The organism is Granulibacter bethesdensis CGDNIH1, assembly GCF_000014285.2.
Taxonomy (GTDB): Bacteria; Pseudomonadota; Alphaproteobacteria; order Acetobacterales; family Acetobacteraceae; genus Granulibacter; species Granulibacter bethesdensis.
Genome location: NC_008343.2, coordinates 2,005,569 through 2,027,500 on the forward strand (window position 1 = coordinate 2,005,569; position 21,932 = coordinate 2,027,500).

The window sequence follows — 21,932 nt, forward strand, 5'->3', positions numbered from 1 at the left end:
GCAATGCCACGCACCATGCGTTCATGGCATTGCTGACTGGCTCGGTGGTGACCCCACCAGCCAGCGAGCAACGGTAGTGGATCACGCCGCGGTGATCACTGAATAGTCCATCGCGGCAAGATCGGTGAGGAGATCGGGCCCGGTCGGCACCCACCCGATCCTTGCGCGCGTCCAGGCATTCGACGCCGTCATGTCGAGGCTCACAAAGGGGCTCATCCAACCGAAATAATGTTCGACCTCGTCCGCCGCGACGGAGCGCACTGGTAGCCCGCTGCCCTTGCCGATCGCCTCGGCAATGGCGCGCGCGGTGACGCCCTCCTCCGCCGAGGCATGGTAACGTGCGCCCGGTTCGCCCTTTTCGAGGGCTAGCACGTAGAGCTTCGCCACGTCGCTGACGTGCGCGGCGGACCAGCGCGCTTGCCCCTCGCCGACATAAGCCACCGCCCCCGCCCGACGTGCTTCGGCGGTCAGCGGCGTGATCAGCCCGGCCCTGGTAGTGTCGTGCACTTGGGGCAATCGGATCGTACGCACATCAATGCGTCGCGCCATGAGTGCCGCGCCTGCGAGTTCCGTCGCGATGCGCGGATTGGCGTGGTGCGGGTTCAGCACGTCTTCTGTCGCTGGCCCGCCATTCAGCGGGGTGCCGATGCCGACCCCCGAAGTGATCAGGATCGGCTTTCTCGTTCCCTCCAGCGCCTCTCCCATGGCCGCGATGTTGCGCTCGTCCTTCTTGGTGTTCTCGACGAAGTTCGCGAAATCATGGTCGAACGCGCAGTGGATCACCGCATCGGCCTCCAAGACGGCTCGTGCAAGCGTCTCGGGCATTTCCAGATTACCGCGATGGACATCGACACCGGCTGCTTCAAGCTGACGTGCGCCTGCGTCGGATCGCGTGAGACCGAGCACCTGATGGCCACGGTCGAGCAGTTCGGGAATGATATGCGAACCGATGAAGCCGGTCGCGCCGGTCAGGAACACCCGCATGAGCTATCTCCTTGTTGTCTGAGCGGTGTATCGCCGTTCGCTGAACCCTGTTAAAGTAGTGAGCTTATCGTGGTATAAGCTGCAACAGGATCGATGATGGCCAGCGAAGCGCCTAACCAGCTCGGCATCTATTTGCGTGATCGCCGCACCCGCCTCGATCCGGCGGCATTCGGGTTTGGCGGCGGTCGGCGACGCACTCCTGGGTTGCGTCGTGAGGAAGTGGCGAGCCGGGCCAATATCAGTCCGACATGGTATACCTGGCTGGAGCAGGGGCGCGGCGGTGCGCCATCCGCAGACGTTCTCAACCGGATCGCCAAGGGCCTGATGTTGACCGAGCCGGAACGTGAGCATCTGTACATGCTAGGCCTGGGTCGCCTTCCCGAGGCGCGCTATCAGCCGGTCGATGGCATCACCCCCCGGCTGCAACGCGTGCTTGACGGGATGGTGCTGAGCCCGGCGATCATCAAGACGGCGATGTGGGATGTGGTTGGCTGGAACCACGCAGCGACGGTACTCCTGACCGACTATTCCAAGCTGCCGCGCGAAGATCGTAACATCCTTCGCCTGATGTTCGGCAGCAAGCATGTCCGCAGCCGGAACAAAGATTGGGAAAGCATCGCGCGCTTCGTCGTCGGCGCCTTTCGCGCGGACGTAGCGCGGGTAAATGCAAGCACCAGCGCCGAGGTCACGAGGCTGGTAGCAGACCTCAGCGCGGTCAGCCCCGAGTTCGTTGCATTGTGGCAGGACAACGACGTGATCGCTCATGGCGAAGGGGTGAAGCGAATCCGTCACCCCAATGCAGGACTGCTCGCGATGGATTACTCGTCATTCGCTGTGGAAGGCCGGCCGGAGCTGGGAATGATCATCTACAATCCCGCCACGCCGAAAGATGCTGAAAAGCTGCGCATGCTACTGGACGCACATGACGATTGATCCGGAGAGCACAACCCGGAGGCGGCAACGACCCACAATGCGACGTTTAAACGTCCTTGCACGCTCCCCAACATCAGACATCCGTTCATGTCCGGCCGACCTTTCGACGAGCAACTGGGGAATGATGGATTCTGGGACAAACCCGCCGTTCCGCGCTGGGGGAGCGATACGTCTGGTTTGATCCAAGTCGGCCATTCAGCATGGCCCTGGCACTTTTAAAGAATTACCAGTCGCTCATCTCGGCATGCGGTTTCCCCACCGGAATCGGGTCCCGGCAAAGCGGTTGTGTCCCACGGGGTGGTGTAGCTTTGGCGGCGTAGCCGCATTGATCTCCGGTCAGGCCGGGGTGTTCAGGCTGCCATGTCGGGCAGCGAGACGGTGGGATCATCGCTCAATTGCGCGACGCTTTCCAGCGTCATGTAGCGCCCGCGCTGGACTGCCCATTCGTCGTTCTGCTCGAGCAGCAGGGCACCGACGAGACGGGTGATGGCATCCTCGTTGGGGAAGATGCCGACCACGCCGGTGCGCCGCTTGATCTCGCCGTTCAGGCGTTCGAGCGGGTTCGTGCTGTGCAGCTTGGTGCGATGCTGCGGCGGGAACGACATGTAGGCCAGCACATCCTCCTCGGCGGTATCCATCATCCGGGCGAGCTTGGGGACGCTGGGGCGCAATTGGTCGGCGACCTTACGCCACTGGTTCCTGGCGGCCTCCGGTGTTTCCTGCGCATATGCCGTGGCGATGAAGGCGGAGACGACACGGCGCCCGCTCTTGCCGGCGTGCGCCATGGCGTTGCGGGCGAAGTGGACCCGGCAACGCTGCCAGGTCGCGCTGAACACGCGCGAGACGGCGGCCTTGATGCCTTCGTGCGCGTCCGAGATCACGAGCTTCACGCCGCGCAGGCCCCGCCGGGCAAGGCTGCGCAGGAAGTCGGTCCAGAACGTCTCAGCCTCGGACGCGCCGATCGCCATACCCAGTACCTCGCGCCGCCCGTCGCCGTTCACGCCGACCGCGATGGTCACCGCGACCGAGACGATGCGCCCGGCCTGCCGCACCTTCAGGTACGTGGCGTCGACCCAGACATACGGCCAGTCGCCCTCGATGGGCCGGTCGAGGAACGCCTTCACGCGCACGTCGATCTCCTCGCACAGCCGGCTAACCTGGCTCTTGGTAATACCGCTCATCCCCATCGCCTTGACCAGATCATCGACCGAGCGCGTCGAGATGCCCTGGATGTACGCCTCCTGCACGACCGCAGTCAGCGCCTTCTCGGCGAGGCGCCGGGGTTCGAGGAAGGCCGGGAAGTAACTGCCGGTCCGCAAACGGGGGATGCGCAGCTCGACCGTACCGGCGCGGGTTTCCCAGTCTCGTTCGCGATAGCCATTGCGCTGGGCAAGCCGATCGCTGCTCTTCTCGCCATAGCCCGCGCCGGTCAGGCTGCCGACCTCCAGGTCCATTAAACGCTGCGCGGCAAAGCCGATCATCTCGCGCAGGAAATCCGCATCCGCGCTCTTTCCCACCAGCGCCTGCAGGTTCATCGTATCGTCGGTCATCGGGGTCTCCGTCGGTTGAGTGTCGCAACCCAAACCTATCCGAAGATCGCCGATGGCCACCCCTCAGCTACACCACCCCGTGGGACACAACCGGCAAAGCGGGTCACCGCCAACGAGCGGCGACAAACCGCGACATTTCACCGGCCAACTCATGGTCTTCCGGTGTGCTTCCCTGAAACCCGCCATGCGGCATCGCCTCGAAGACATGGAGTTCGGCATCCACACCCGCCCGGCGCAACGCGCGGTGCATGCGGACCGTATTGGACAAAAAGAGGTCCCGTGTACCCGACTGAAGGAAGGTCGGCGGGAAGTCGCTGAGATCACCGAACAAGGGCGAGAGATAGGGGTGCGACAGGTCAGCACCACCGGCGTACAGTTGGTTGTTTTGTATCAGCGAGCTGGGCAGCACGACATCGACCATCTGGTTGATCTGGAAACTGTCGCCGGACTCGGTCAGATCGACCTGCGGCGATAAGAGAACCAACCCTGTGGGTAGGGCAAGCCCTTCATCCTTTGCGCGCAGGAGCATCGCAACCGCCAGATTGCCGCCTGCCGATCGTCCGCCGACGACGATGCGTGACGGCGCATGGTATTCGAGCACATGGCGATACGCCGCCACGGCATCGTCTAGCGCTGCGGGATAGGGATGTTCGGGCGGCATCCTGTAATCGACGCCGTAACATAGCGCCCCGTGCCGATCCGCCTGCATCCGCGCCTGCGCGCGGCAGGCATCGCCGCCCCCGAACACCAGTGCGCCGCCATGGAAGTCCAGATAGGCGCAGTCCGGCGCGGTCACGGTATCGGGCGTCGCGACATGAATGGTGGCATCACAGGTTCGGATCGTCTCCACGCCCGCGCGCAGCGTGCCGGCCAGTTCCTTCATGGCGGCCGCATAATGTCCGTCCGCAGCGGCCTTGACCCTCATCCAGCCAGCATGATCGTCGGGCGAGGGCATGGTGTAGAGCGCGTTCAACGGAACGCCATCCGCGTTCACCAGCCGTTCCAGACTGGCGCGCGCCTCTGCGCTGATCGAGGACGGAAAGGGGATGATACGGCGTTGCACCATCACGCCGGTTTCTTGATCGCTCATATCCATGCTCCAGTCGTGATGCCCGCTTCATCATAATGGCTCTCGAAACCGCCGTATCGGTGGGATAGCGAGTGATGGCAGATGACGCTGATGCGCGTCATCGCAATTTGGCGGGGAGAACGCCGTCCAGATAGCGTTCGAGCCCGTTCTGGCGTTCGTGGGTGCCAAACACCCCGGCCAAATAGCCATCCGGCCGGATGAGCGCCCATTCGTCGGCGCGCAATCCATAGGCGTCGGCGATATGACCGCCATCGTCCAAGAGGTCGCCTCGATCACCGATCAGCACCATGCGAAGGCCCGGACGAGCGACTGGCCGCGCCCCGGCGTCAAAGCCGAGCAGCGTCCATTGCGGCCCCTGAAACACGGTGAATAGCCGTGTCGGCTGGCCAGCGCGGCCGCGGCACGGTGCGTCCGGCGCACGATCGCCGGGTTGGAGCCTCGTGCCGGTCTGTGATGCCGCGACAGACAGCGACGAGCCACGATAGCCGAGATCGAGCTGCCTGACCTCGCGGTTGCGACGCATCGGCCCCTGCTGTGCTTCGCCGAGCAGGCGGGTCGACAGCCCGAGCATGTTCGCCGCGATCGGGCGGCGTTCCTCCTCGTAGCTGTCGAGCAAAGCCACCGGCGCGTGTGCAAGAACTGCCGCCAGCTTCCAGCCGAGATTATAGGCGTCCTGTACGCTGGTGTTGAGACCCTGGCCGCCGGTGGGGGGATGGATGTGCGCAGCGTCACCGGCGAGGAAGACACGCCCGTTCCGATATTGGTCCGCCAAGCGCGCGTTCATCGCATAGATCGACGACCACTGGACCGAACGGATGACAATCCACGGCATGCCGCTCCGCGCCGCGACCAGTGCGGTCAGGCCAGCGGGCGACAGGTCGACCTCCCCCTCCAGAGGCACCGGCCCCTGAAGCTGGAAGAGGTCCGTCCCGGCGAGCGGACAGATCATCACCTGCGTCGCGCCGTTGCCGTGCTGAAACCGATGCCATGCGGTCCGATCGAGTCCCTCCAATTGCACATCGGCGACGAATGCGCGGATGCCGAGCGTCTTTCCGGAAAACCCGATGCCGAGTGCATGGCGCACGACACTGCGACCGCCGTCCGTGCCAACCAGATAGCGGGCGCGAATGACATGGTCGCCAGCGGCATCCGCGATTCGCGCGGTGACGCCATCGGCATCCTGGTCGAACTCTAAAAGTTTCCGGCCGAATGCGGGCCTGTGTCCGAGTTCGGCCAGCCGCTCCCGCATGACGGCTTCGGTTACGAACTGGGGCACCATCAACGGCGCGGCGTAGGGTTCGGCCGGGGTCGGCATGGCGTCTCCGGTCAGCGACGTGTCATGCGTGCTTCCGTCTGGACGATATTCCCGCATCGGGGGATAGGGCGCCCCCATTGCAGCAAGCCGATCAACAAAGCCGAGATCCTCGAACACCTCCAGCGTCCTGGGCTGGATCCCCTTGCCCCGGGAGCCGCCGAACGGCTGCTCGTTTTGCTCGACGAGCATGAAGGCCACGCCGCGGCGCGCGAGATCGATGGCCAGGGTGAGGCCTGCGGCCCCTGCGCCAATGATCAGGACGTCGGTGTCGTACGACATTGCCCTCTCCACGAATAAATGTGCAATATGCACATATAATTGCCCTCTCCACGAATAAATGTGCAATATGCACATATATGGACACAACCCACGAAGCAACCAAAAGCGTGAATAATACACACGACAGCGAAATTCTGCGCGACCTGCACAGCGCCGTCATCGATCTGGTTGACGAGATGAACCGCCCCCGCCGCGATGACCGGCTGATCGAGGAGGCGGGCATCGCGCTCGACCGGGCGCTGTTCCCCCTGCTTGGGCGGATCTGGCGATATGGACCGATTGGGGTCGTCGACCTGGCGGATCGCACCGGTCGGGATCATACGACGGTCAGCCGTCAGATGGCGAAACTGGAGGATCTGGGCCTTGTCGAACGCCGACCATCGGCGACGGACAAGCGTGTGCGTGAGGCGATAGTCAGCGCCAAGGGGCTCGACATGATCGTTGCGCTGAATGCGGCGCGCGAACGGCTCGCCAATCGCATCTTGGCGTCTTGGACGGATGCGGAATTGGACGAACTGCGCAAGCTGCTCCGCCGCTTTGCCGACGATCTCATGCGCTAATGGTCGGCTGAACCTGGATGTCGCATGGCGAATGGTGAGTTCCGGCGTAAGGCGGCGCTTCCGCCGCACGTCCAGAAGCGCTGCTCAGGTAATCCGGTTCTTTGTTGGCATAGTGACGGCTGTTGTCCTTCAATACTCGCTATCGATCGGCGAGTGACCTAGACTAGGACGTATCCCAGTTCGCAGGGCTGGCCGCAGTGAATGACGGGTTCTGGATTGAGCCGACGTTCCCACCACGGCATACAGACGACGTATGTTGGTCGGGAGCTGCCGCTCTTCCCTTCCGTCCTGGCGACCAGGATGCAGACATTGGAAGCCCCATTTTTTGCAGGCGTAATTTCTGCCGTTCGCTCATCTCGCCTTGGCGCGGCTTTCTGGTGTCAGAACCGCTCGGTTTTGACCCTTCACGCGCTCAGATGTCAGTCTCTTCGTCGATCCGGCTGCGAAGCGAGGCGATGACGTTGTCGAGGCGGCGCAGAAGGTCGTCATAGGACATGATGTCCATCACGTTCGCGTACTTCCGCCTGACCACCTCGAGATCCACCGCCTGCTCGCCACCGACCCCACCCGTCGGATCCCGCCCGAGGATCACGATGGCCTTCGGGTTCGTAACCCGTATCGACATCCCGGGAGGCAGCTTCGCGGCGTACCGCTCCGTCAGCACACGCTCGCCGTCCAGCCCCCACTTAGACAGGTGGAACAAGTACTTCTCCGCCTGCATGATCGTCCCGGAGAGCTCCCGGCTCGGAAAGCCGTTCTCGCGGTAGTCGCCACCCGCCAGCAGGCCCCCACGAGGCCGCTTGATCTCGATGACGTCTAGGTTCCCGGCGGCGTCCACCAGCGCAATGTCGATGAAGCGCCTGCGCGCTCGACCCGGTGTGGAGTACACGTCGGCGATCTGCACGTTCTCGAGTATCGCGACGTACTTCGGGAAGATCAGCAGCAGGAACTTCATAAGGAGCTGCTGCCAGTCGCGTTCTACCCTGACCTCGGCGGCCGCGAGCCAGCCACGAAGCGTGTCACGGATCAACTGATACTTCGCGAGTTCCGCCTCCAGCAGCTCCTCGGTGTCGAGCGAGCCGGTCGCGCCAATCGCCTTGTGAGGAGCCCCTAGATTTCTGGACGCCTTGGATCCTAATTTTGAGGACAGGAGGCGATGATGGGGAAGCCGAATTTCAGTGATGCCTTCAAGCGTGACGCGGTGGCCCAGATCACCGAGCGCGGGTATCGGGTAGCGGAGGTCTCGCAGCGGCTCGGGGTCAGTGCGCACTCGCTGTATGCGTGGAAGCGGCAGCTGGCGCAGGTCGTATCCGGCGATGTCGGCAAGGATGCCGAGATCCGCCAGCTGAAGCGCGAGTTGGCTCGGGTAACCGAGGAGCGCGACATCCTAAAAAAAAGCCACCGCGTATTTCGCTCGGGATGCAAAGTGAGATACGCGTTCATTGCCGAGCATCGTGATCGCTTCGGCGTGCGGGCCATGTGCCGCTGCCTCGCCGTGCAGCCCAGCGGTTTCTATGCTTGGCCCAAGAGCCCGCTGAGCCGGCGGGCTCGGGAAGATGCCCGGCAAACGGAGCTGCGGCGGCGGGCCTGGAGAGACAGTGGCAAGGTCTATGGCTACCGCAAGCTGCACGACGACCTGCTGGATCACGGCGAAACCTGCTGCCCGAACCGGGTTGCCAGATTGACCAGATTGGCGGGCATCAAGGCGCAGATCGGCTATAAGCGCCGGCCTTGGAGCCATGGCGGCAAGCCGTCCCTGGCGGTCGACAACACGCTGGACCGCCAGTTCGACGTCGCTGCGCCAGACCGGGCCTGCGTGATCGACCTGTATTCCCGCCGCGTGGTGGGCTGGTCGATGCAGAGCCGACAGACCACCGATGTGGTGCTGCAGGCGCTGCACATGGCGGTATGGCGGCGCAAGCCGAAGCAGCGGGTGCTGATCCACTCCGACCAAGGCTCGCAGTTCACCAGCATGGAGTGGGCGGCCTTCATCCGGGCTCACGATCTTGAGCACTCGATGAGCCGACGCGGCAACTGCCATGACAATGCCGTCGCCGAGAGCTTCTTCTCCTCGCTCAAGCGCGAGCGTATCCGGCGCCGCACCTATAAAACCCGTGAGGAAGCCCGGCAGGACGTGTTCGATTACGTCGAGATGTTCTACAACCCTGTACGCAAGCAGGTCAGGAACGGGATGCTGTCGCCCGTCGCGTTCGAACGGCAGCAGGTTTTTAAAGCGGAAGGCGTCTAGAAAACTAGAGGCTGTTATGGACCGGTAATGTCGTGAATACTGGTACAACGTGTGGGGCTGGGCATCGAAATACTACGGTTGAGCTATGTGCTTTATAATGATGTTGATCGACCGGTCATCAGAGAGCCCCGGTCACACCGACAAGGCACCCTCCGTCGGCAGCATCAAACAAAAAAGCAATATTCGTAGTGTGATAGGTTCATAACAGCCTCTAGGGGCTCCTCAGCTTCGCCGAGAACGAGGCTCTCTCGCACATTCTCGGGCGTGATCAGTCGGATGCTGCCGTGGAGATGGATAACGGCACCGTGCGGCAGCTTGTTGGGAACCGGTTCTGAGAGCCCGACCGAAAATTGAGTTGAGCGATTTCAGTCAGTTGTGATTCACCGGGGGTTGCGAAGACCACGGGGATCACATGGGCTGGACCGAAACCGCTCGCCGGAGACATGACAGAAGAGGGCTGCGGTACGCAAGCGACTGCACCGATGGGGAATAGGCGCTGGTTGCTCCGTTTCTGGCCCGAACGACGAAGGTAGGCCGCCCGCGGCTCCACCGGGCACGGGATGTGTGGAACGCGATCCAGTACCTCGCAGCGACGGGGTGCCAGTGGGCGCAGTTGCCCCGGGACTTTCCGCCGTTCACGACGGTGCAGTATCATTTCTACCGGATGCGCGACAGCGGCCTGCTCGATGCGATCAACGCGGTGCTGGTGACCGGGGTGCGGGTCGCGGAGGGCCGCGAGGCCGAACCGACGGCAGGCATCATCGACAGCCAGTCGGTCAAGACCACCGAGGCCGGTGGGCCGCGCGGCTATGACGCCGGCAAAAAGATAAAGGGGCGAAAGCGTCACGTCGCGACCGATACGGCAGGCAATCTGCTCGACGGACTGGTCCGTCCTGCCGACATCCAGGATCGCGATGGCGCGCCGGAACTCATCGCACGCTGCCGGGACGCCTATCCGTCGCTGTCACGCCTCTTTGCCGATGGCGGCTATGCCGGACAGAAGCTGGCGACCGCCATCGAGCATCTCGACCGCCTCGCAATCGAGATCGTCAAGCGCTCCGACGCCCATCGCCCTTCGACTTCGCTCAGGAGAGCCTTCGTCGTCCTGCCCCGCCGATGGGTGATCGAGCGCACCATTGCATGGCTCAATCGATGCCGCCGCCTCGCCAAGGACTGGGAGGCAACCATCGCCTCATCCGAAGCGTGGCTCCTCATCGCTTCCATCAGGCGAATGACCCGACGCATCGCAAAGATCGAATTATGAGTCGGGCTCTGAGGGATCGACCAAGGCAACACCCTTCCCAATTGGGAACGGGCCGCGAGACGACCGACGCATTCCCATTGGGATCGAGTATCGAGACACCCGCCATTCGAGCAATTTGCTTTTCAGACAGTCCGCGCTTATCTGTTCTGTGATACTGGAGTGCCCTGACAGTGGTCCTGTAACGAAGTCATCTCGGTCGATCGCATCGCGCGATCCCTGTTGAGCCTGCGCTTAAACGGCGCAGACATGACTTGGTTTTATGTCATTCCCTCACGTTCTGTTCCGCATCGGCCTCGCATGATCGACTGCGTCAGAGTGAGCGTTTTACAGGCATCATCATGACATTCTCAAATAGTTCGCCGGATAACATTGTCGCGTATAATCAAGCAGCTTGGGACAATCTCGCAGCGCAGGATTGCGAATGGTCCCGTCCGGCGTCGCCGCAGACCATTGCGGCAGCCCTGCAAGGCGATTGGTCGGTACGATTGATCCCGGCCGATATGCCCGAGGATTGGCTGGGCCAAGTGGCGGGCCGCAACATCCTTTGCCTGGCGTCCGCTGGCGGTCAGCAAGCCCCCATACTTGCTGCGGCGGGCGCGAATGTTACCGTCCTCGATGCTTCGGAAGGGCAGTTGGAACAGGACCGTAGGGTGGCAGCGAGGGATGGGTTGGCCTTGTCCACGATCCAGGGAGATATGCGCGACCTGTCGGCGTTCTCGGACGAGTCCTTCGACGTTATCTTCCACCCCATTTCAAACCTATATGTGCCCGACGTTCGGCCTGTCTGGAAGGAATGTTACCGGACCCTTCGCAAGGGCGGCCGGCTGCTGGCCAGTTTCTATAACCCGGTCGTCTTCGTCGGCGACCGCGATCCCCAATGGCGGGAGCAAGGGCTCATTCGCCCAATGCACATGATACCCTACGCTGACACGCAGGACATGGAACCCGGCCAACTGGATGCGAAAGTCGAGCGCGGTGAAACGCTGGTTTTCGGCCACAGCCTGACCGATCAGATTGGTGGCCAGACCGAGGCGGGCTTTAGGATCGCAGGCTTTGCAGAGGCCCGTGCGCCAGCGTCGCGCTTCGTCATCGACGATTATCTGCCGACGTTCATTGCGACATTGGCGTTGAAGCCACTTTGATCCGCCCGTTTTCAATCAGGACGCCTGAGGCAGTCCCCATTGGGAACGGCGAACGAGACTGCCGGCACCGTCTCGTTTGGGATGGTGAAACGGGAATAGGGATCGTGTTCTCGAAACTCACCGAATGATGTTTCGAGAACGCGATGACCCAGTTTTTATTGGAAAAGCTGGCGTCTCTGCCGCGCCCAAGCCTTAATGCTGGTCGGGGTGAAGCCCGGCAGCCCCTTCGGGTCCTGCACCGTGGCGAGTATCTGGTCGGCTTCGTCGGGATGTTCGCGGAAGTAGCGGAACTTGGATGCGATGCGCCGGCCCATGCCAAGGCCCATCGCCACGTCTACGTCACGCTCGAACACGTCCAGCGGCTCGGCATGATAGCTGATCGGCTTGCCCAGCGCGGCCGAGAGGCGCGACTCCAGCTCGTCGCCCGTGACGCTCTCCGGTCCACTCACGAGGTGATCGCCGCCAAAGCGATCCTGCTCCAGCAGCACGATCGCAGCCAGCGCGCAGTCGTCGGCGCTGGTCCATGCAATCCGCTGCTCGCTCGCGATCGGCGGGGAGAAGACGCCGCGCTCCGCTATATCGGCGCGGGCGGACGGCTTCAGGAGGTTGTCGAGGTACATGGTCGGGCGCACGATGGCGACGGGGATGCCGGCGCTGCGAACCAGTGCCTCGATCGCGGCGTTGGCGACAAAGCTCGGTTCGTTGCAGGGAGCGGGGCGACTGGCGCTCGCCAGCTTCAGGACGATCGAGCGAACGCGGGCATGGCGTAGCGCATCGAGCGCGTTCCCGACCTGGCGAATCATGGTGGGCTGCTCGCCGGTCGGCACCTGAAGCACGGCGTGGGCGCACCCTTCCGCTGCCGCGGCAAGGCTGACCGGATCGTCCAGATCGCCGATCACGGCGTGGCCGGCACTGTCGCTGGATCGCTTGCGTATCAGCCCCCGCGCCAGATGCCCGCGCTCGCGAGCGACGCGCGCGACGGCGCTCCCCTGAGTGCCGTTGGCGAGGAATACGAGGATGGGACCGGATACAGGCATGGCTCACTCCTTTGGCGATCCGCCAAGGAGCATCGTCACGATGACAACCCGGACAGACCCGATGATGCCTTTCGGCACCGGGACTGTCGGGGGTTCACGGCGGGGGCCGGAACAGAGCCTCCGATCAGGAGGGGCTTGGGCCTACCCAGACCAAGCCAGCCATTTTCGACGCCGCCTCATAGCAAAAGGACGCGGCGCGGGAAAGCTAACGGCTTTCCCATCGGGATCGCATTTTGGGAAAGCGTGCTAAGAGCCCGACTCATAATTCGATCTTTGCGATGCGTCGGGTCATTCGCCTGATGGAAGCGATGAGGAGCCACGCTTCGGATGAGGCGATGGTTGCCTCCCAGTCCTTGGCGAGGCGGCGGCATCGATTGAGCCATGCAATGGTGCGCTCGATCACCCATCGGCGGGGCAGGACGACGAAGGCTCTCCTGAGCGAAGTCGAAGGGCGATGGGCGTCGGAGCGCTTGACGATCTCGATTGCGAGGCGGTCGAGATGCTCGATGGCGGTCGCCAGCTTCTGTCCGGCATAGCCGCCATCGGCAAAGAGGCGTGACAGCGACGGATAGGCGTCCCGGCAGCGTGCGATGAGTTCCGGCGCGCCATCGCGATCCTGGATGTCGGCAGGACGGACCAGTCCGTCGAGCAGATTGCCTGCCGTATCGGTCGCGACGTGACGCTTTCGCCCCTTTATCTTTTTGCCGGCGTCATAGCCGCGCGGCCCACCGGCCTCGGTGGTCTTGACCGACTGGCTGTCGATGATGCCTGCCGTCGGTTCGGCCTCGCGGCCCTCCGCGACCCGCACCCCGGTCACCAGCACCGCGTTGATCGCATCGAGCAGGCCGCTGTCGCGCATCCGGTAGAAATGATACTGCACCGTCGTGAACGGCGGAAAGTCCCGGGGCAACTGCGCCCACTGGCACCCCGTCGCTGCGAGGTACTGGATCGCGTTCCACACATCCCGTGCCCGGTGGAGCCGCGGGCGGCCTACCTTCGTCGTTCGGGCCAGAAACGGAGCAACCAGCGCCTATTCCCCATCGGTGCAGTCGCTTGCGTACCGCAGCCCTCTTCTGTCATGTCTCCGGCGAGCGGTTTCGGTCCAGCCCATGTGATCCCCGTGGTCTTCGCAACCCCCGGTGAATCACAACTGACTGAAATCGCTCAACTCAATTTTCGGTCGGGCTCTAAGAAGGAGGCTTGGGGCTATCCCCTGAGCATAGGCTTATGTCCGTGTCCGAGATCATCACCGACGGCGGTCGTCGCCGTTACTGGAGCACGCCTGAGAAGCTGAGGATCGTCGAGGAGACGCTCGACGGTCGCGAGAGCATATCGGTGGTGGCGCGCCGCAACGGCGTGGCGCCCAACCTGCTGTACCGCTGGCGGCGACTGATGCTGGAAGGCGGGAGCGTGGCGGTCGCCGGCGACGATGACGTGACCAGCAATCGCCAGGTCCGCGAGATGGAGACCCGCATCCGCGAACTGGAGCGCCAGCTCGGCCGCAAGACGCTGGAGGTCGAGATTCTGAAGGAAGCGCTGGAGCGCTCGCGCCCAAAAAAAGCGAGCTTGCTCATGCACTCGCCGCTGCCGGAGACTATCCGGTGAGCCTGGTCGCCAAGACGCTCGGGGTCGGGCGCTCGACGGTGTACGACCGCCTGACCGGCCGCACCCGGACTCGCGGGCCGTACGCCAAGGCCGACGACGCGGACCTGCTGCCCCGCATCCGCCAGATCGCCGCGCAGCGGCCCACCTACGGCTACCGCCGCATCGCGGCGGTCCTCAATCGACAGCGGCGCGCCGATGGACTGGCGCTGGTCAACCACAAGCGCGTCTACCGCATCATGGCGGCGGACCGCCTGCTGCTGGCGCGGCGCTATACCGAGCGGGCCGACTATGGCCATGACGGCGTCGTGGTGGCGATCCGCTCGAACCTGCGCTGGTGCTCGGACGGCTTCGAGTTCACCTGCTGGAACGGTGAGGTCGTGCGCGGCGCCTTCATCATCGACGCCCATGACCGCGAGATCATCGCCTGGCGCGCGGTCGCCAATGCGGGCATCAGCGGCTCGGACGTGCGCGATATCATGCTGGAGGCCGTGGAAACCCGCTTCGGCGGAATGCGCGCGCCCGTGCCGGTCGAGATGCTGTCCGATAACGGCTCGGCCTATACCGCCCGCGAAACCCGCACCTTTGCCCGGCAGCTGGGCCTCAAACCCTGCTTCACCCCCGTCCGCAGCCCGCAGTCCAACGGCATCTCCGAGGCCTTCGTCCATACCCTCAAGCGCGATTACGTCCGCGTCTCGCCGCTGCCCGATGCATCCACCGCGTTGACATCGCTTGCCGGATGGATCGAAGACTACAACGACAACCACCCCCATTCAGGACTCAAAATGCGTTCACCGCGCGAACATCGCGCATTGGTTTCTGCAACCGCTTGAACCCGTCCGGTGAAACGGGGGCCAGATCATCGTGGAGGGCCCGTAATCGGCCGGACAGTCGCACCAGCGACAACCGACCTTTAGCACATGTACGATCCCGGAGATCACCCGCCGGTCGTCCACTCGCCGCGCGCCGGGCTGGTTCTTCGGCAGATGCGGCTCGATCGCCGCCCACGCTTCATCCGACAACCAGAACAGCGCCATGCCTCAATCCTCCTGATCCACCCGACAGTGAATCAGGAAAAACAGCATCCCTCAAGATGCTGATTGGGTTTCGACCCTAGCATTACAGTTGCGTTCTTGATCGGACATGCGCGCGTCGAGCGGCGGCTTGATGGGCGCGTCGCCAGCATGACCATGCGATGACGTGGCGAGGCGCGATGCGCCGCTGTGCGAGCCTGATGACGATACGGCGGATTTCCTGGACGGACCAGCGGATCATCTCCGTGGTATCGTCCAGGGTCTTTTTGGGGGCGTGGCATTGGCGCGGGTGCGGATGGCCGCCAGCATCGCGAAGGCCAGCATGACGAGCGAGACGTGCCGGTGCCAGCCATGCCAGGAGCGGGTTTCGTTGTGGTCGAGGCCGAGTTCGTTCTTCGCCGTCTCGAAGCTGTCTTCGATGCCCCAGCGATGCCCTTCGACCCCGACCAGGGTTTCGATGGTCGTACCGGCCGGGCACCAGGTGGTGAAGAAGGCGAGGTCGTCACCGGCGACGTGGCGGCGGATCAACAGGCCTCTGGTCCATGTCCCGATTGCGCCATTGACGTACTCGTCGGCGTCCAGGTCGGCGAGCTCGAAATAGGCCCAGTCGTGAAAGCGCTCGCCCTTGGTGCCCTGACCTGCGGACAGACGCTGCCATGCAGCAGGATCGAGTTCGCCCGCGATCTGCGCGGCGGTGCCCGCGACGACCGGCTTGTCGCCCCATGAGCCGAAGCGATGGTCGCCCTTCACGCCCAGCACATAGCCCTTGCCGGCACGGCGCAAGCTCTGCTCGATGTCGCCGACGCCGTAGACCGCATCCGCCGAGACCCAGGCAAACGGCATGTCGGCCGCGATCGCGCGCTCGATCATTTGCACTGCCAGCGCCGGCTTGGTGGCGAATGCCGTGCCCTCCGGCACATGCGCGGCCGCCAGGCGGGCCGGGTCGGCCGTCCAGCTCTTGGGCAGGTAAAGTGCCCGGTCGACGAAAGCATGGCCCCTGGGCGAGACATAAGCGGCGAATACGCCGATCTGGCAGTTGGTCACCTTGCCGGCCGACCCGGTGTACTGGCGCCCCACGCCGCATGACGCCTTGCCCTGTTTCAGGAACCCGGTCTCGTCGATGACCAGCACCGCATCATCGGTGCCAAGATGTTCGACGGCATAGTCGCGCACGATGTCGCGCAGCGCATCCGCATCCCACCGCCCGCGCCCCAGGATCGCCTGCTGCCGCCACGGTCCTGCATCGCCCGCCGCCTCGGCGCGCATCCACCCGGTCTTGCGGCGCTCGTCGCCCAGCAAGCCATCCAGAAAACTGTTCGCCGATGCCGCCACACGCGCCTGGCTGAACAAGGGCCGCATCCGCGCCTTCACCTCGCGCAGCGATGATGCCCAAAGCTCCAGCGTCGCCTCGATCGATGCCCCCGTCACCACGACCTCCCTCGTCATGGTCACCCATTGATTCAGATCATGATCAAGAACGCAACTGTAATGCTAGGGTCGAAACCCAATCAGCATCTTGAGGGATGCTGTTTTTCCTGATTCACTGTCGGGTGGATCAGGAGGATTGAGGCATGGCGCTGTTCTGGTTGTCGGATGAAGCGTGGGCGGCGATCGAGCCGCATCTGCCGAAGAACCAGCCCGGCGCGCGGCGAGTGGACGACCGGCGGGTGATCTCCGGGATCGTACATGTGCTAAAGGTCGGTTGTCGCTGGTGCGACTGTCCGGCCGATTACGGGCCCTCCACGACGATCTACAACCGGTTCAACCGCTGGTCGCGCCGTGGCTTCTGGCTCAAGCTGCTCGACGCGCTGGTGAATGCTGGCGTGGTGACGAAAAGCACCGCGATCGACAGCACCTACATCAAGGCGCAGCGCGCGGCCTTCGGTGGAAAAGGGGGCGCCAGATCCAGGCGATCGGTCGCTCACGCGGCGGATGGACGACCAAGGTCCACGCGCTCACCGATGTCATCGGCCGCCCCTATGCCCTGATGCTGACAGCCGGCAATGTCAGCGACGTGAAGGCAGCCCCCGCGCTTCTCGAACGGGCGGGCCGGATGCGTTATCTCCTTGCTGACAAAGGCTATGATGCCGACCGGCTGCGCCGTTCGCTCCGTGACGTCGGAGCCATTCCCGTCATTCCCGGACGGCGAAACCGCAAACGTACCATCCGTTACGACAAGTGAGCAGCCCCCATCGGGTGGTCCGGGTTATTAGTTAGTGCATTGTCGTCTCCGCCGCCATTGCCGGTCGTAGGTGGAGCGAAGCGGAACCGGAGGCCGGCAATGGCGGTGTCGCCGCTTGTGGTGCGGGCGGCCGGTAGCCCAGGCTGCTGTGCGGCCGGACGGTGTTGTAGTGACGGCGCCACGCCTCGATCAGTACTCTTGCTTCAGCGAGGCTGTAGAAAATCTCGCCGTTGAGCAGCTCATCGCGCAGCGAGCCGTTGAAGCTCTCGTTGTAGCCATTCTCCCACGGCGAACCCGGCGCGATGTACAGCGTCTTCACGCCAACCTGCCCAAGCCATTTCTGAACCGCGGTAGCGATGAACTCGCTGCCGTTATCCGATCTGATATGCGCGGGCGGACCCCTCGCGATGAACAGGTCGGCAAGCGCTGCCAGCACGTCTTCGTGTCGAAGCTGGCGCGCGACGACCAGTGCCAGGCATTCCCTGCTGGCCTCATCGATGATGGTCAGTATCCGGAACTTGCGCCCGTCATGCGTCCGCGCTTCGACGAAGTCGTACGCCCACACATGCCCCGGATACTCCGGTCGCAGCCGGATGCATGAGCCGTCGTTCAACCATAGCCGGCCACGTTTAGGTTGCTTCTGCGGCACCTTGAGGCCTTCACGCCGCCAGATCCGCTCCACCCGTTTATGGTTCACCGACCAGCCCGCCGCATGCAGCAGTGCGGTGACCCGGCGGTAGCCGTAGCGCCCGTACTGCTTGGCCAGCGCGACGATGTCGTCGGTCAGCACCTCTTCGTCATCTGCCCCGCACGGCACCTTGCGCTGTGTCGACCGGTGCTGCCCCAGCACGCGGCACACCCGCCGCTCGGATATGTCCAGCACCTCTCGCACCTGGTCGATGCAGCGTCGGCGTCGCGCGGGGCTCAGAAGTTTCCCCGCGCCGCCTCCTGTAAAATCAACTTGTCCAGTGTCAGGTCGGAGATCGCACGCCGCAGCCGCAGGTTCTCCTTCTCCAGATCTTTCATCCGACGCGCCTGATCCGTCTTCAAGCCGCCGTACTCCTTGCGCCAGCGGTAGTAGGTCTGCTCGCTGACCGCGATCCGCCGGCATGCCTCAGCGGTCGTCCCGCCCTGGCCCAGCATGATCTCGACCTCACGCAGCTTCCCGATGATCTCCTCAGGCTTGTGCTTCTTGGCAGGCATGCATCGTCCCTTCCTTGATCCAGACTGTCATAGTCGATGGACCACTCAGAAGGGGGCAGCTCACGCGCAGCGTTTCAACTCTCCTGCCACTCCCATCTGGATAGACCATGGCTGACGAAACCATCACCGATGCCGCACATGCGGTCGAACTCGCCACCGAACTGACCATTGCCTGGCTGGGCAATCCCAATACCCGCATCGACGCCGAGCAGGTCCCGGCGTTTCTCGGCAGCATGCACAGCGCCATCCTGAAGCTGGCCGGCGGCAGCGAGACGGCGGCAGCAGACGCCGTCGACACCACCGAATACACGCCTGCGGTGTCGGTGCGGAAGTCGCTGGCCTCGAAGGACCACATCATCTCGATGATCGACGGCAAGCCCTACAAGACGCTGCGCCGCCACCTCGCCACCAACGGCCTGACGCCCGAGCAGTATCGCGAGCGCTATAACCTCAAGGCCGACTATCCGATGGTGTCCGAAACCTATTCGGAAAGCCGCCGGGTGATGGCCAAGAAGATCGGCCTCGGCCGCAAGCCGGGCACCAAGGTCGCAAGCGCAGCCAAGCCGAAGGGCGTGAAGGCCGCCAAGAGCGCCGCGGCTGCGCATCTGTCAGGCGAATAATCGGTCAGGCAGGGCTGGCTTCGAGCAGCCGACCCTGCCCGCTACTTTTGGCCACGGCCAAGGCCTCATCGGCCACGGGCGCCGCGCTCAGATGGCTTTGGATGAAACCGGCCCAGTCCTCGAGCATGCGCCGGCGCGGGGAAAGATAGAGCGCGGCGTTATACGCCCCCCTCACCTCATCGCGCTCGACATGAGCGAGCGCCATCTCGATCCAGTCGGGCTGGTAGCATTCGGCCTCATTGGCCCAGGTCGAGGCCAGCCCACGAAAACCATGCACGGTCTGGCGACCACGATAGCCCATCCGGTAGCAGGCATAGATCATCGTGTTCTGCGAGATCGGCTGGTCGGGCTTCTCACCGACAAAGACATAGTCCGCCAAACTATAGACCCGCACCTCCTGAAGGAGCGCGACAACCGCGGGTGCCAGCGGCACGACATGCTCACGCACCATCTTCATGCGCTCGGCCGGCACTCGCCAGACCGGGGACGCCCCGTCGAGATCCTCGAACTCCTCCCAGCGGGCATGACGCGTCTCGTTGGTCCGCACCCAGGTCAGCAGCGTGAACAACAGCGCCGCCCGGGTCACTGCGCGACGCCGCGGCGTCTCCTCGCCGTCATAGCCGTCAATCGCCCGGATCAGCGCAGGCAGCTCGCTGCGGCCAATCCGCGGCATATGCCGGGTACGCGGTTTGGGCTTGAGCAGTTGGCCGAGATGCTCGGCCGGGTCCCGCTCGGCCCAGCCATGGGCGATGGCAAAACGATAGATCTGGCTGACATGCTGCTTCAAACGCCGGCTGACGTCGAGCGCGCCGCGCGCCTCGACCCGCCGTACCATCGCCAGCACATCGGTCGGCGTGATGACAGACAAGCCAAGCTTGCCAAGCACCGGAAAGGCATCGCGCTCGAGCCGGGTCAGCAGCCTTGTGGCATGCCCGGCATCGAGCGCGTCGAGGCGGTGGCCATGCCATTTGCGTGCCGCTTCCTCGAAGGTCATCTGCGTCCTAGGCTTGTTGCCCGCGCCAGGATCGCCCCCCTCGCCCAGCACCACTTTGGCCTTGGCGCGGCGCAGCCGCGCCTCCGCCAACGACACGCCGGGATAGGCGCCAAAGCTCAAGAGCTTTTCCTTGCCGCCATAGCGGTACTTCATCCGCCACAGCTTGGAGCCGTTGGGGCGGACGAGAAGGTAGAGGCCTTCGCCGTCGGTGAGTTTATAGTCTTTTGCCCGCTTGGTGGCTTAGCGGACTTCGAGCTCCTTGAGGGCCATGGGGGTATCTCCTGCCGAGGCCGGGATGATACCCACGAAAATACCCCCAAAGGCAAATCGACGTCGTGGCACCCAGAGGCCTCGACCGGGACGCGATGAGAGCCGCTGAGCGAGGGCTAACTCACGGAAAAATGACACAAAAAATCCGCCTCGGGATGATCCGGGCGGTTATGACATTGGAAAGTATGGTTGCGGGGGCAGGATTTGAACCTGCGGCCTTCAGGTTATGAGCCTGACGAGCTACCGGGCTGCTCCACCCCGCGTTTGTGGTGGTAGGTAGCGTGAGGGGTGGGTTGGAAGACCTGGCGGCGACCTACTCTCCCGCATCTTGAGATGCAGTACCATGGGCGCTGGGGCATTTCACGTCCGAGTTCGGGATGGGATCGGGTGTAGTTTCCCCGCCATAGCCACCAGGTCGTCCAACCCACCTTTTTGGGTGGTGTTGTGATGGGATGTTCTGGTGTTTTTTAGGATGTGCTGTTTGTCATGTGTGGATGACTTCTGTGCATGATGGAAGTTCTTGAGCCTATCGGGCTATTAGGACCAGTTAGCTGAGTGCGTTACCGCACGTATACACCTGGCCTATCGACGTGATGGTCTTTCACGGCCCTCAGGGAGACCTGGTTTTGAGGTGGGTTTCCCGCTTAGATGCTTTCAGCGGTTATCCCGTCCGCACATAGCTACCCGGCTGTGCCGCTGGCGCGACAACCGGTGCACCAGAGGTGCGTCCATCCCGGTCCTCTCGTACTAGGGACAGATCCTCTCAAGTCTCCAACACCCACGGCAGATAGGGACCGAACTGTCTCACGACGTTCTAAACCCAGCTCACGTACCACTTTAATCGGCGAACAGCCGAACCCTTGGGACCTGCTCCAGCCCCAGGATGTGATGAGCCGACATCGAGGTGCCAAACCTCCCCGTCGATGTGGACTCTTGGGGGAGATCAGCCTGTTATCCCTAGAGTACCTTTTATCCGTTGAGCGATGGCCCTTCCACGCGGGACCACCGGATCACTATGGCCGACTTTCGTCTCTGCTCGAACTGTCGCTCTCGCAGTCAGGCGGGCTTATGCCATTGCACTCAACAGCCGATGTCCGACCGGCTTGAGCCCACCATCGCGCGCCTCCGTTACCATTTGGGAGGCGACCGCCCCAGTCAAACTGCCCGCCATGCAGGGTCCCGGACCGGGCTTACCGGTCTCGGTTAGACACCAGAAAAACGCAGGGTGGTATTTCAAGGTTGGCTCCACACAAGCTAGCGCCCATGCTTCAAAGCCTCCCACCTATCCTACACAGCATTTTCCTGGTGCCACTGCAAAGCTGCAGTAAAGGTTCATAGGGTCTTTCCGTCTGACCGCGGGTACCCCGCATCTTCACGGGGAATTCAATTTCGCTGAGCCGATGCCGGAGACAGTGGGGAAGTCGTTACGCCATTCGTGCAGGTCGGAACTTACCCGACAAGGAATTTCGCTACCTTAGGACCGTTATAGTTACGGCCGCCGTTTACCGGGGCTTCAATTCAGTGCTTGCACACCTCCTCTTAACCTTCCGGCACCGGGCAGGCGTCAGACCCTATACGTCGTCTCTCGACTTCGCAGAGCCCTGTGTTTTTACTAAACAGTCGCT

General features: G+C 63.2%; 15 protein-coding genes, 1 tRNA gene, 2 rRNA genes and 5 pseudogenes (1 of these 23 only partly in view). 8 read left to right on the forward strand and 15 right to left on the reverse strand.

Annotation, left to right across the window (positions count from 1 at the left end):
• Window positions 1–81: 81 nt before the first annotated feature.
• Window positions 82–984 carry an SDR family oxidoreductase gene (locus GBCGDNIH1_RS21400; protein ID WP_011632485.1) on the reverse strand — a complete coding sequence of 301 codons (903 nt, stop codon included), beginning with the start codon at window positions 982–984 and terminating at the stop codon, window positions 82–84.
• Window positions 985–1,077: 93 nt separating this feature from the next.
• Between GBCGDNIH1_RS21400 and GBCGDNIH1_RS21405 the strand changes: the two genes are divergently transcribed.
• Complete coding sequence (locus GBCGDNIH1_RS21405; protein ID WP_011632486.1) at window positions 1,078–1,917, forward strand: helix-turn-helix transcriptional regulator; 840 nt, start codon at window positions 1,078–1,080, stop codon at window positions 1,915–1,917.
• Between the two features lie 350 nt (window positions 1,918–2,267).
• Here the strand turns inward: GBCGDNIH1_RS21405 and GBCGDNIH1_RS21410 are convergent, their stop codons facing one another.
• From GBCGDNIH1_RS21410 to GBCGDNIH1_RS21420, 3 genes are all read right to left on the reverse strand, one after another.
• The gene (locus tag GBCGDNIH1_RS21410; protein WP_043452970.1) at window positions 2,268–3,467 is read right to left on the reverse strand and encodes an IS256 family transposase; all 1,200 of its coding nucleotides are present in this window, start codon (window positions 3,465–3,467) and stop codon (window positions 2,268–2,270) included.
• A 103-nt stretch (window positions 3,468–3,570) separates the two neighbouring features.
• A complete protein-coding gene (locus GBCGDNIH1_RS21415) occupies window positions 3,571–4,557 on the reverse strand; it encodes an alpha/beta hydrolase (protein ID WP_025318655.1) in 987 nt (328 codons plus the stop codon).
• Between the two features lie 97 nt (window positions 4,558–4,654).
• Window positions 4,655–6,151: an FAD-dependent oxidoreductase gene (locus tag GBCGDNIH1_RS21420; protein ID WP_011632489.1), complete on the reverse strand. Its 1,497-nt coding sequence runs from the start codon at window positions 6,149–6,151 to the stop codon at window positions 4,655–4,657.
• 77 nt (window positions 6,152–6,228) lie between these two features.
• Here GBCGDNIH1_RS21420 and GBCGDNIH1_RS21425 point away from each other — a divergent pair, with 77 nt between their 5' ends.
• Window positions 6,229–6,711 carry a MarR family winged helix-turn-helix transcriptional regulator gene (locus GBCGDNIH1_RS21425; protein WP_011632490.1) on the forward strand — a complete coding sequence of 161 codons (483 nt, stop codon included), beginning with the start codon at window positions 6,229–6,231 and terminating at the stop codon, window positions 6,709–6,711.
• Between the two features lie 412 nt (window positions 6,712–7,123).
• Here the strand turns inward: GBCGDNIH1_RS21425 and GBCGDNIH1_RS21430 are convergent, their stop codons facing one another.
• Window positions 7,124–7,741, reverse strand: a complete 618-nt coding sequence (locus GBCGDNIH1_RS21430) for a Shedu immune nuclease family protein (RefSeq protein ID WP_025318654.1) — start codon at window positions 7,739–7,741, stop codon at window positions 7,124–7,126.
• 129 nt (window positions 7,742–7,870) lie between these two features.
• Here GBCGDNIH1_RS21430 and GBCGDNIH1_RS21435 point away from each other — a divergent pair, with 129 nt between their 5' ends.
• From GBCGDNIH1_RS21435 to GBCGDNIH1_RS21445, 3 genes and pseudogenes are all read left to right on the forward strand, one after another.
• The gene (locus tag GBCGDNIH1_RS21435; RefSeq protein ID WP_080504548.1) at window positions 7,871–8,959 is read left to right on the forward strand and encodes an IS3 family transposase; all 1,089 of its coding nucleotides are present in this window, start codon (window positions 7,871–7,873) and stop codon (window positions 8,957–8,959) included.
• Between the two features lie 412 nt (window positions 8,960–9,371).
• Window positions 9,372–10,223, forward strand: a pseudogene (locus GBCGDNIH1_RS21440) (IS5 family transposase).
• 338 nt (window positions 10,224–10,561) lie between these two features.
• The gene (locus GBCGDNIH1_RS21445) at window positions 10,562–11,365 is read left to right on the forward strand and encodes a class I SAM-dependent methyltransferase (protein WP_025318651.1); all 804 of its coding nucleotides are present in this window, start codon (window positions 10,562–10,564) and stop codon (window positions 11,363–11,365) included.
• Between the two features lie 155 nt (window positions 11,366–11,520).
• On the opposite strand, the gene GBCGDNIH1_RS21450 is transcribed toward GBCGDNIH1_RS21445, so the two are convergent.
• Together GBCGDNIH1_RS21450 and GBCGDNIH1_RS21455 are read right to left on the reverse strand one after the other, a co-directional pair.
• Window positions 11,521–12,402, reverse strand: coding sequence for an NmrA family NAD(P)-binding protein (locus tag GBCGDNIH1_RS21450; RefSeq protein ID WP_011632494.1), 882 nt, complete (start codon window positions 12,400–12,402; stop codon window positions 11,521–11,523).
• A 259-nt stretch (window positions 12,403–12,661) separates the two neighbouring features.
• Window positions 12,662–13,513, reverse strand: a pseudogene (locus GBCGDNIH1_RS21455) (IS5 family transposase).
• A 116-nt stretch (window positions 13,514–13,629) separates the two neighbouring features.
• On the opposite strand from GBCGDNIH1_RS21455, the gene GBCGDNIH1_RS21460 reads away from it, so the two are divergent.
• Window positions 13,630–14,837 (forward strand): IS3-like element ISGbe2 family transposase gene (locus GBCGDNIH1_RS21460; RefSeq protein WP_232449641.1). Its coding sequence is split into 2 segments (ribosomal slippage): window positions 13,630–13,954 and window positions 13,954–14,837, totalling 1,209 coding nucleotides; the frame shifts between segments, so codons are not numbered across the junction.
• Here GBCGDNIH1_RS21460 and GBCGDNIH1_RS21465 read toward each other — a convergent pair.
• Both GBCGDNIH1_RS21465 and GBCGDNIH1_RS21470 read right to left on the reverse strand, forming a co-directional pair.
• Window positions 14,829–15,041, reverse strand: a pseudogene (locus tag GBCGDNIH1_RS21465) (transposase); the annotation flags it as partial. The gene GBCGDNIH1_RS21460 and the pseudogene GBCGDNIH1_RS21465 sit on opposite strands and share 9 nt — an antisense overlap.
• Before the next feature lie 234 nt (window positions 15,042–15,275).
• On the reverse strand, window positions 15,276–16,484 hold the full coding sequence (locus GBCGDNIH1_RS21470; RefSeq protein ID WP_080504511.1) for an IS701 family transposase: 1,209 nt from the start codon (window positions 16,482–16,484) through the stop codon (window positions 15,276–15,278).
• A gap of 125 nt (window positions 16,485–16,609) precedes the next feature.
• On the opposite strand from GBCGDNIH1_RS21470, the pseudogene GBCGDNIH1_RS21475 reads away from it, so the two are divergent.
• A pseudogene (locus GBCGDNIH1_RS21475) lies at window positions 16,610–17,217 on the forward strand (IS5 family transposase); the annotation flags it as partial.
• Window positions 17,218–17,251: 34 nt separating this feature from the next.
• On the opposite strand, the gene GBCGDNIH1_RS21480 reads toward GBCGDNIH1_RS21475, so the two are convergent.
• A protein-coding gene (locus GBCGDNIH1_RS21480) for an IS3-like element ISGbe1 family transposase (RefSeq protein ID WP_095206541.1) occupies window positions 17,252–18,423 on the reverse strand; the annotation gives its coding sequence in 2 pieces (ribosomal slippage) (window positions 17,252–18,159 and window positions 18,159–18,423; 1,173 coding nt in all).
• A 107-nt stretch (window positions 18,424–18,530) separates the two neighbouring features.
• On the opposite strand from GBCGDNIH1_RS21480, the gene GBCGDNIH1_RS21485 reads away from it, so the two are divergent.
• A complete protein-coding gene (locus tag GBCGDNIH1_RS21485; RefSeq protein WP_011632501.1) occupies window positions 18,531–19,043 on the forward strand; it encodes a MucR family transcriptional regulator in 513 nt (170 codons plus the stop codon).
• Window positions 19,044–19,047: 4 nt separating this feature from the next.
• Here GBCGDNIH1_RS21485 and GBCGDNIH1_RS25090 read toward each other — a convergent pair whose 3' ends face one another.
• The 5 genes and pseudogenes from GBCGDNIH1_RS25090 to GBCGDNIH1_RS21505 all read right to left on the reverse strand — a co-directional run.
• Complete coding sequence (locus GBCGDNIH1_RS25090; RefSeq protein ID WP_332455268.1) at window positions 19,048–20,037, reverse strand: tyrosine-type recombinase/integrase; 990 nt, start codon at window positions 20,035–20,037, stop codon at window positions 19,048–19,050.
• Window positions 20,038–20,070: 33 nt separating this feature from the next.
• A pseudogene (locus GBCGDNIH1_RS25095) lies at window positions 20,071–20,250 on the reverse strand (Arm DNA-binding domain-containing protein); the annotation flags it as partial.
• A gap of 243 nt (window positions 20,251–20,493) precedes the next feature.
• Window positions 20,494–20,570 (reverse strand) — tRNA-Met (locus GBCGDNIH1_RS21495).
• Window positions 20,571–20,607: 37 nt separating this feature from the next.
• Window positions 20,608–20,722 (reverse strand): 5S ribosomal RNA (gene rrf, locus GBCGDNIH1_RS21500).
• 101 nt (window positions 20,723–20,823) lie between these two features.
• Window positions 20,824–21,932 (reverse strand): 23S ribosomal RNA (locus GBCGDNIH1_RS21505) (it continues 1,629 nt past the right edge of the window).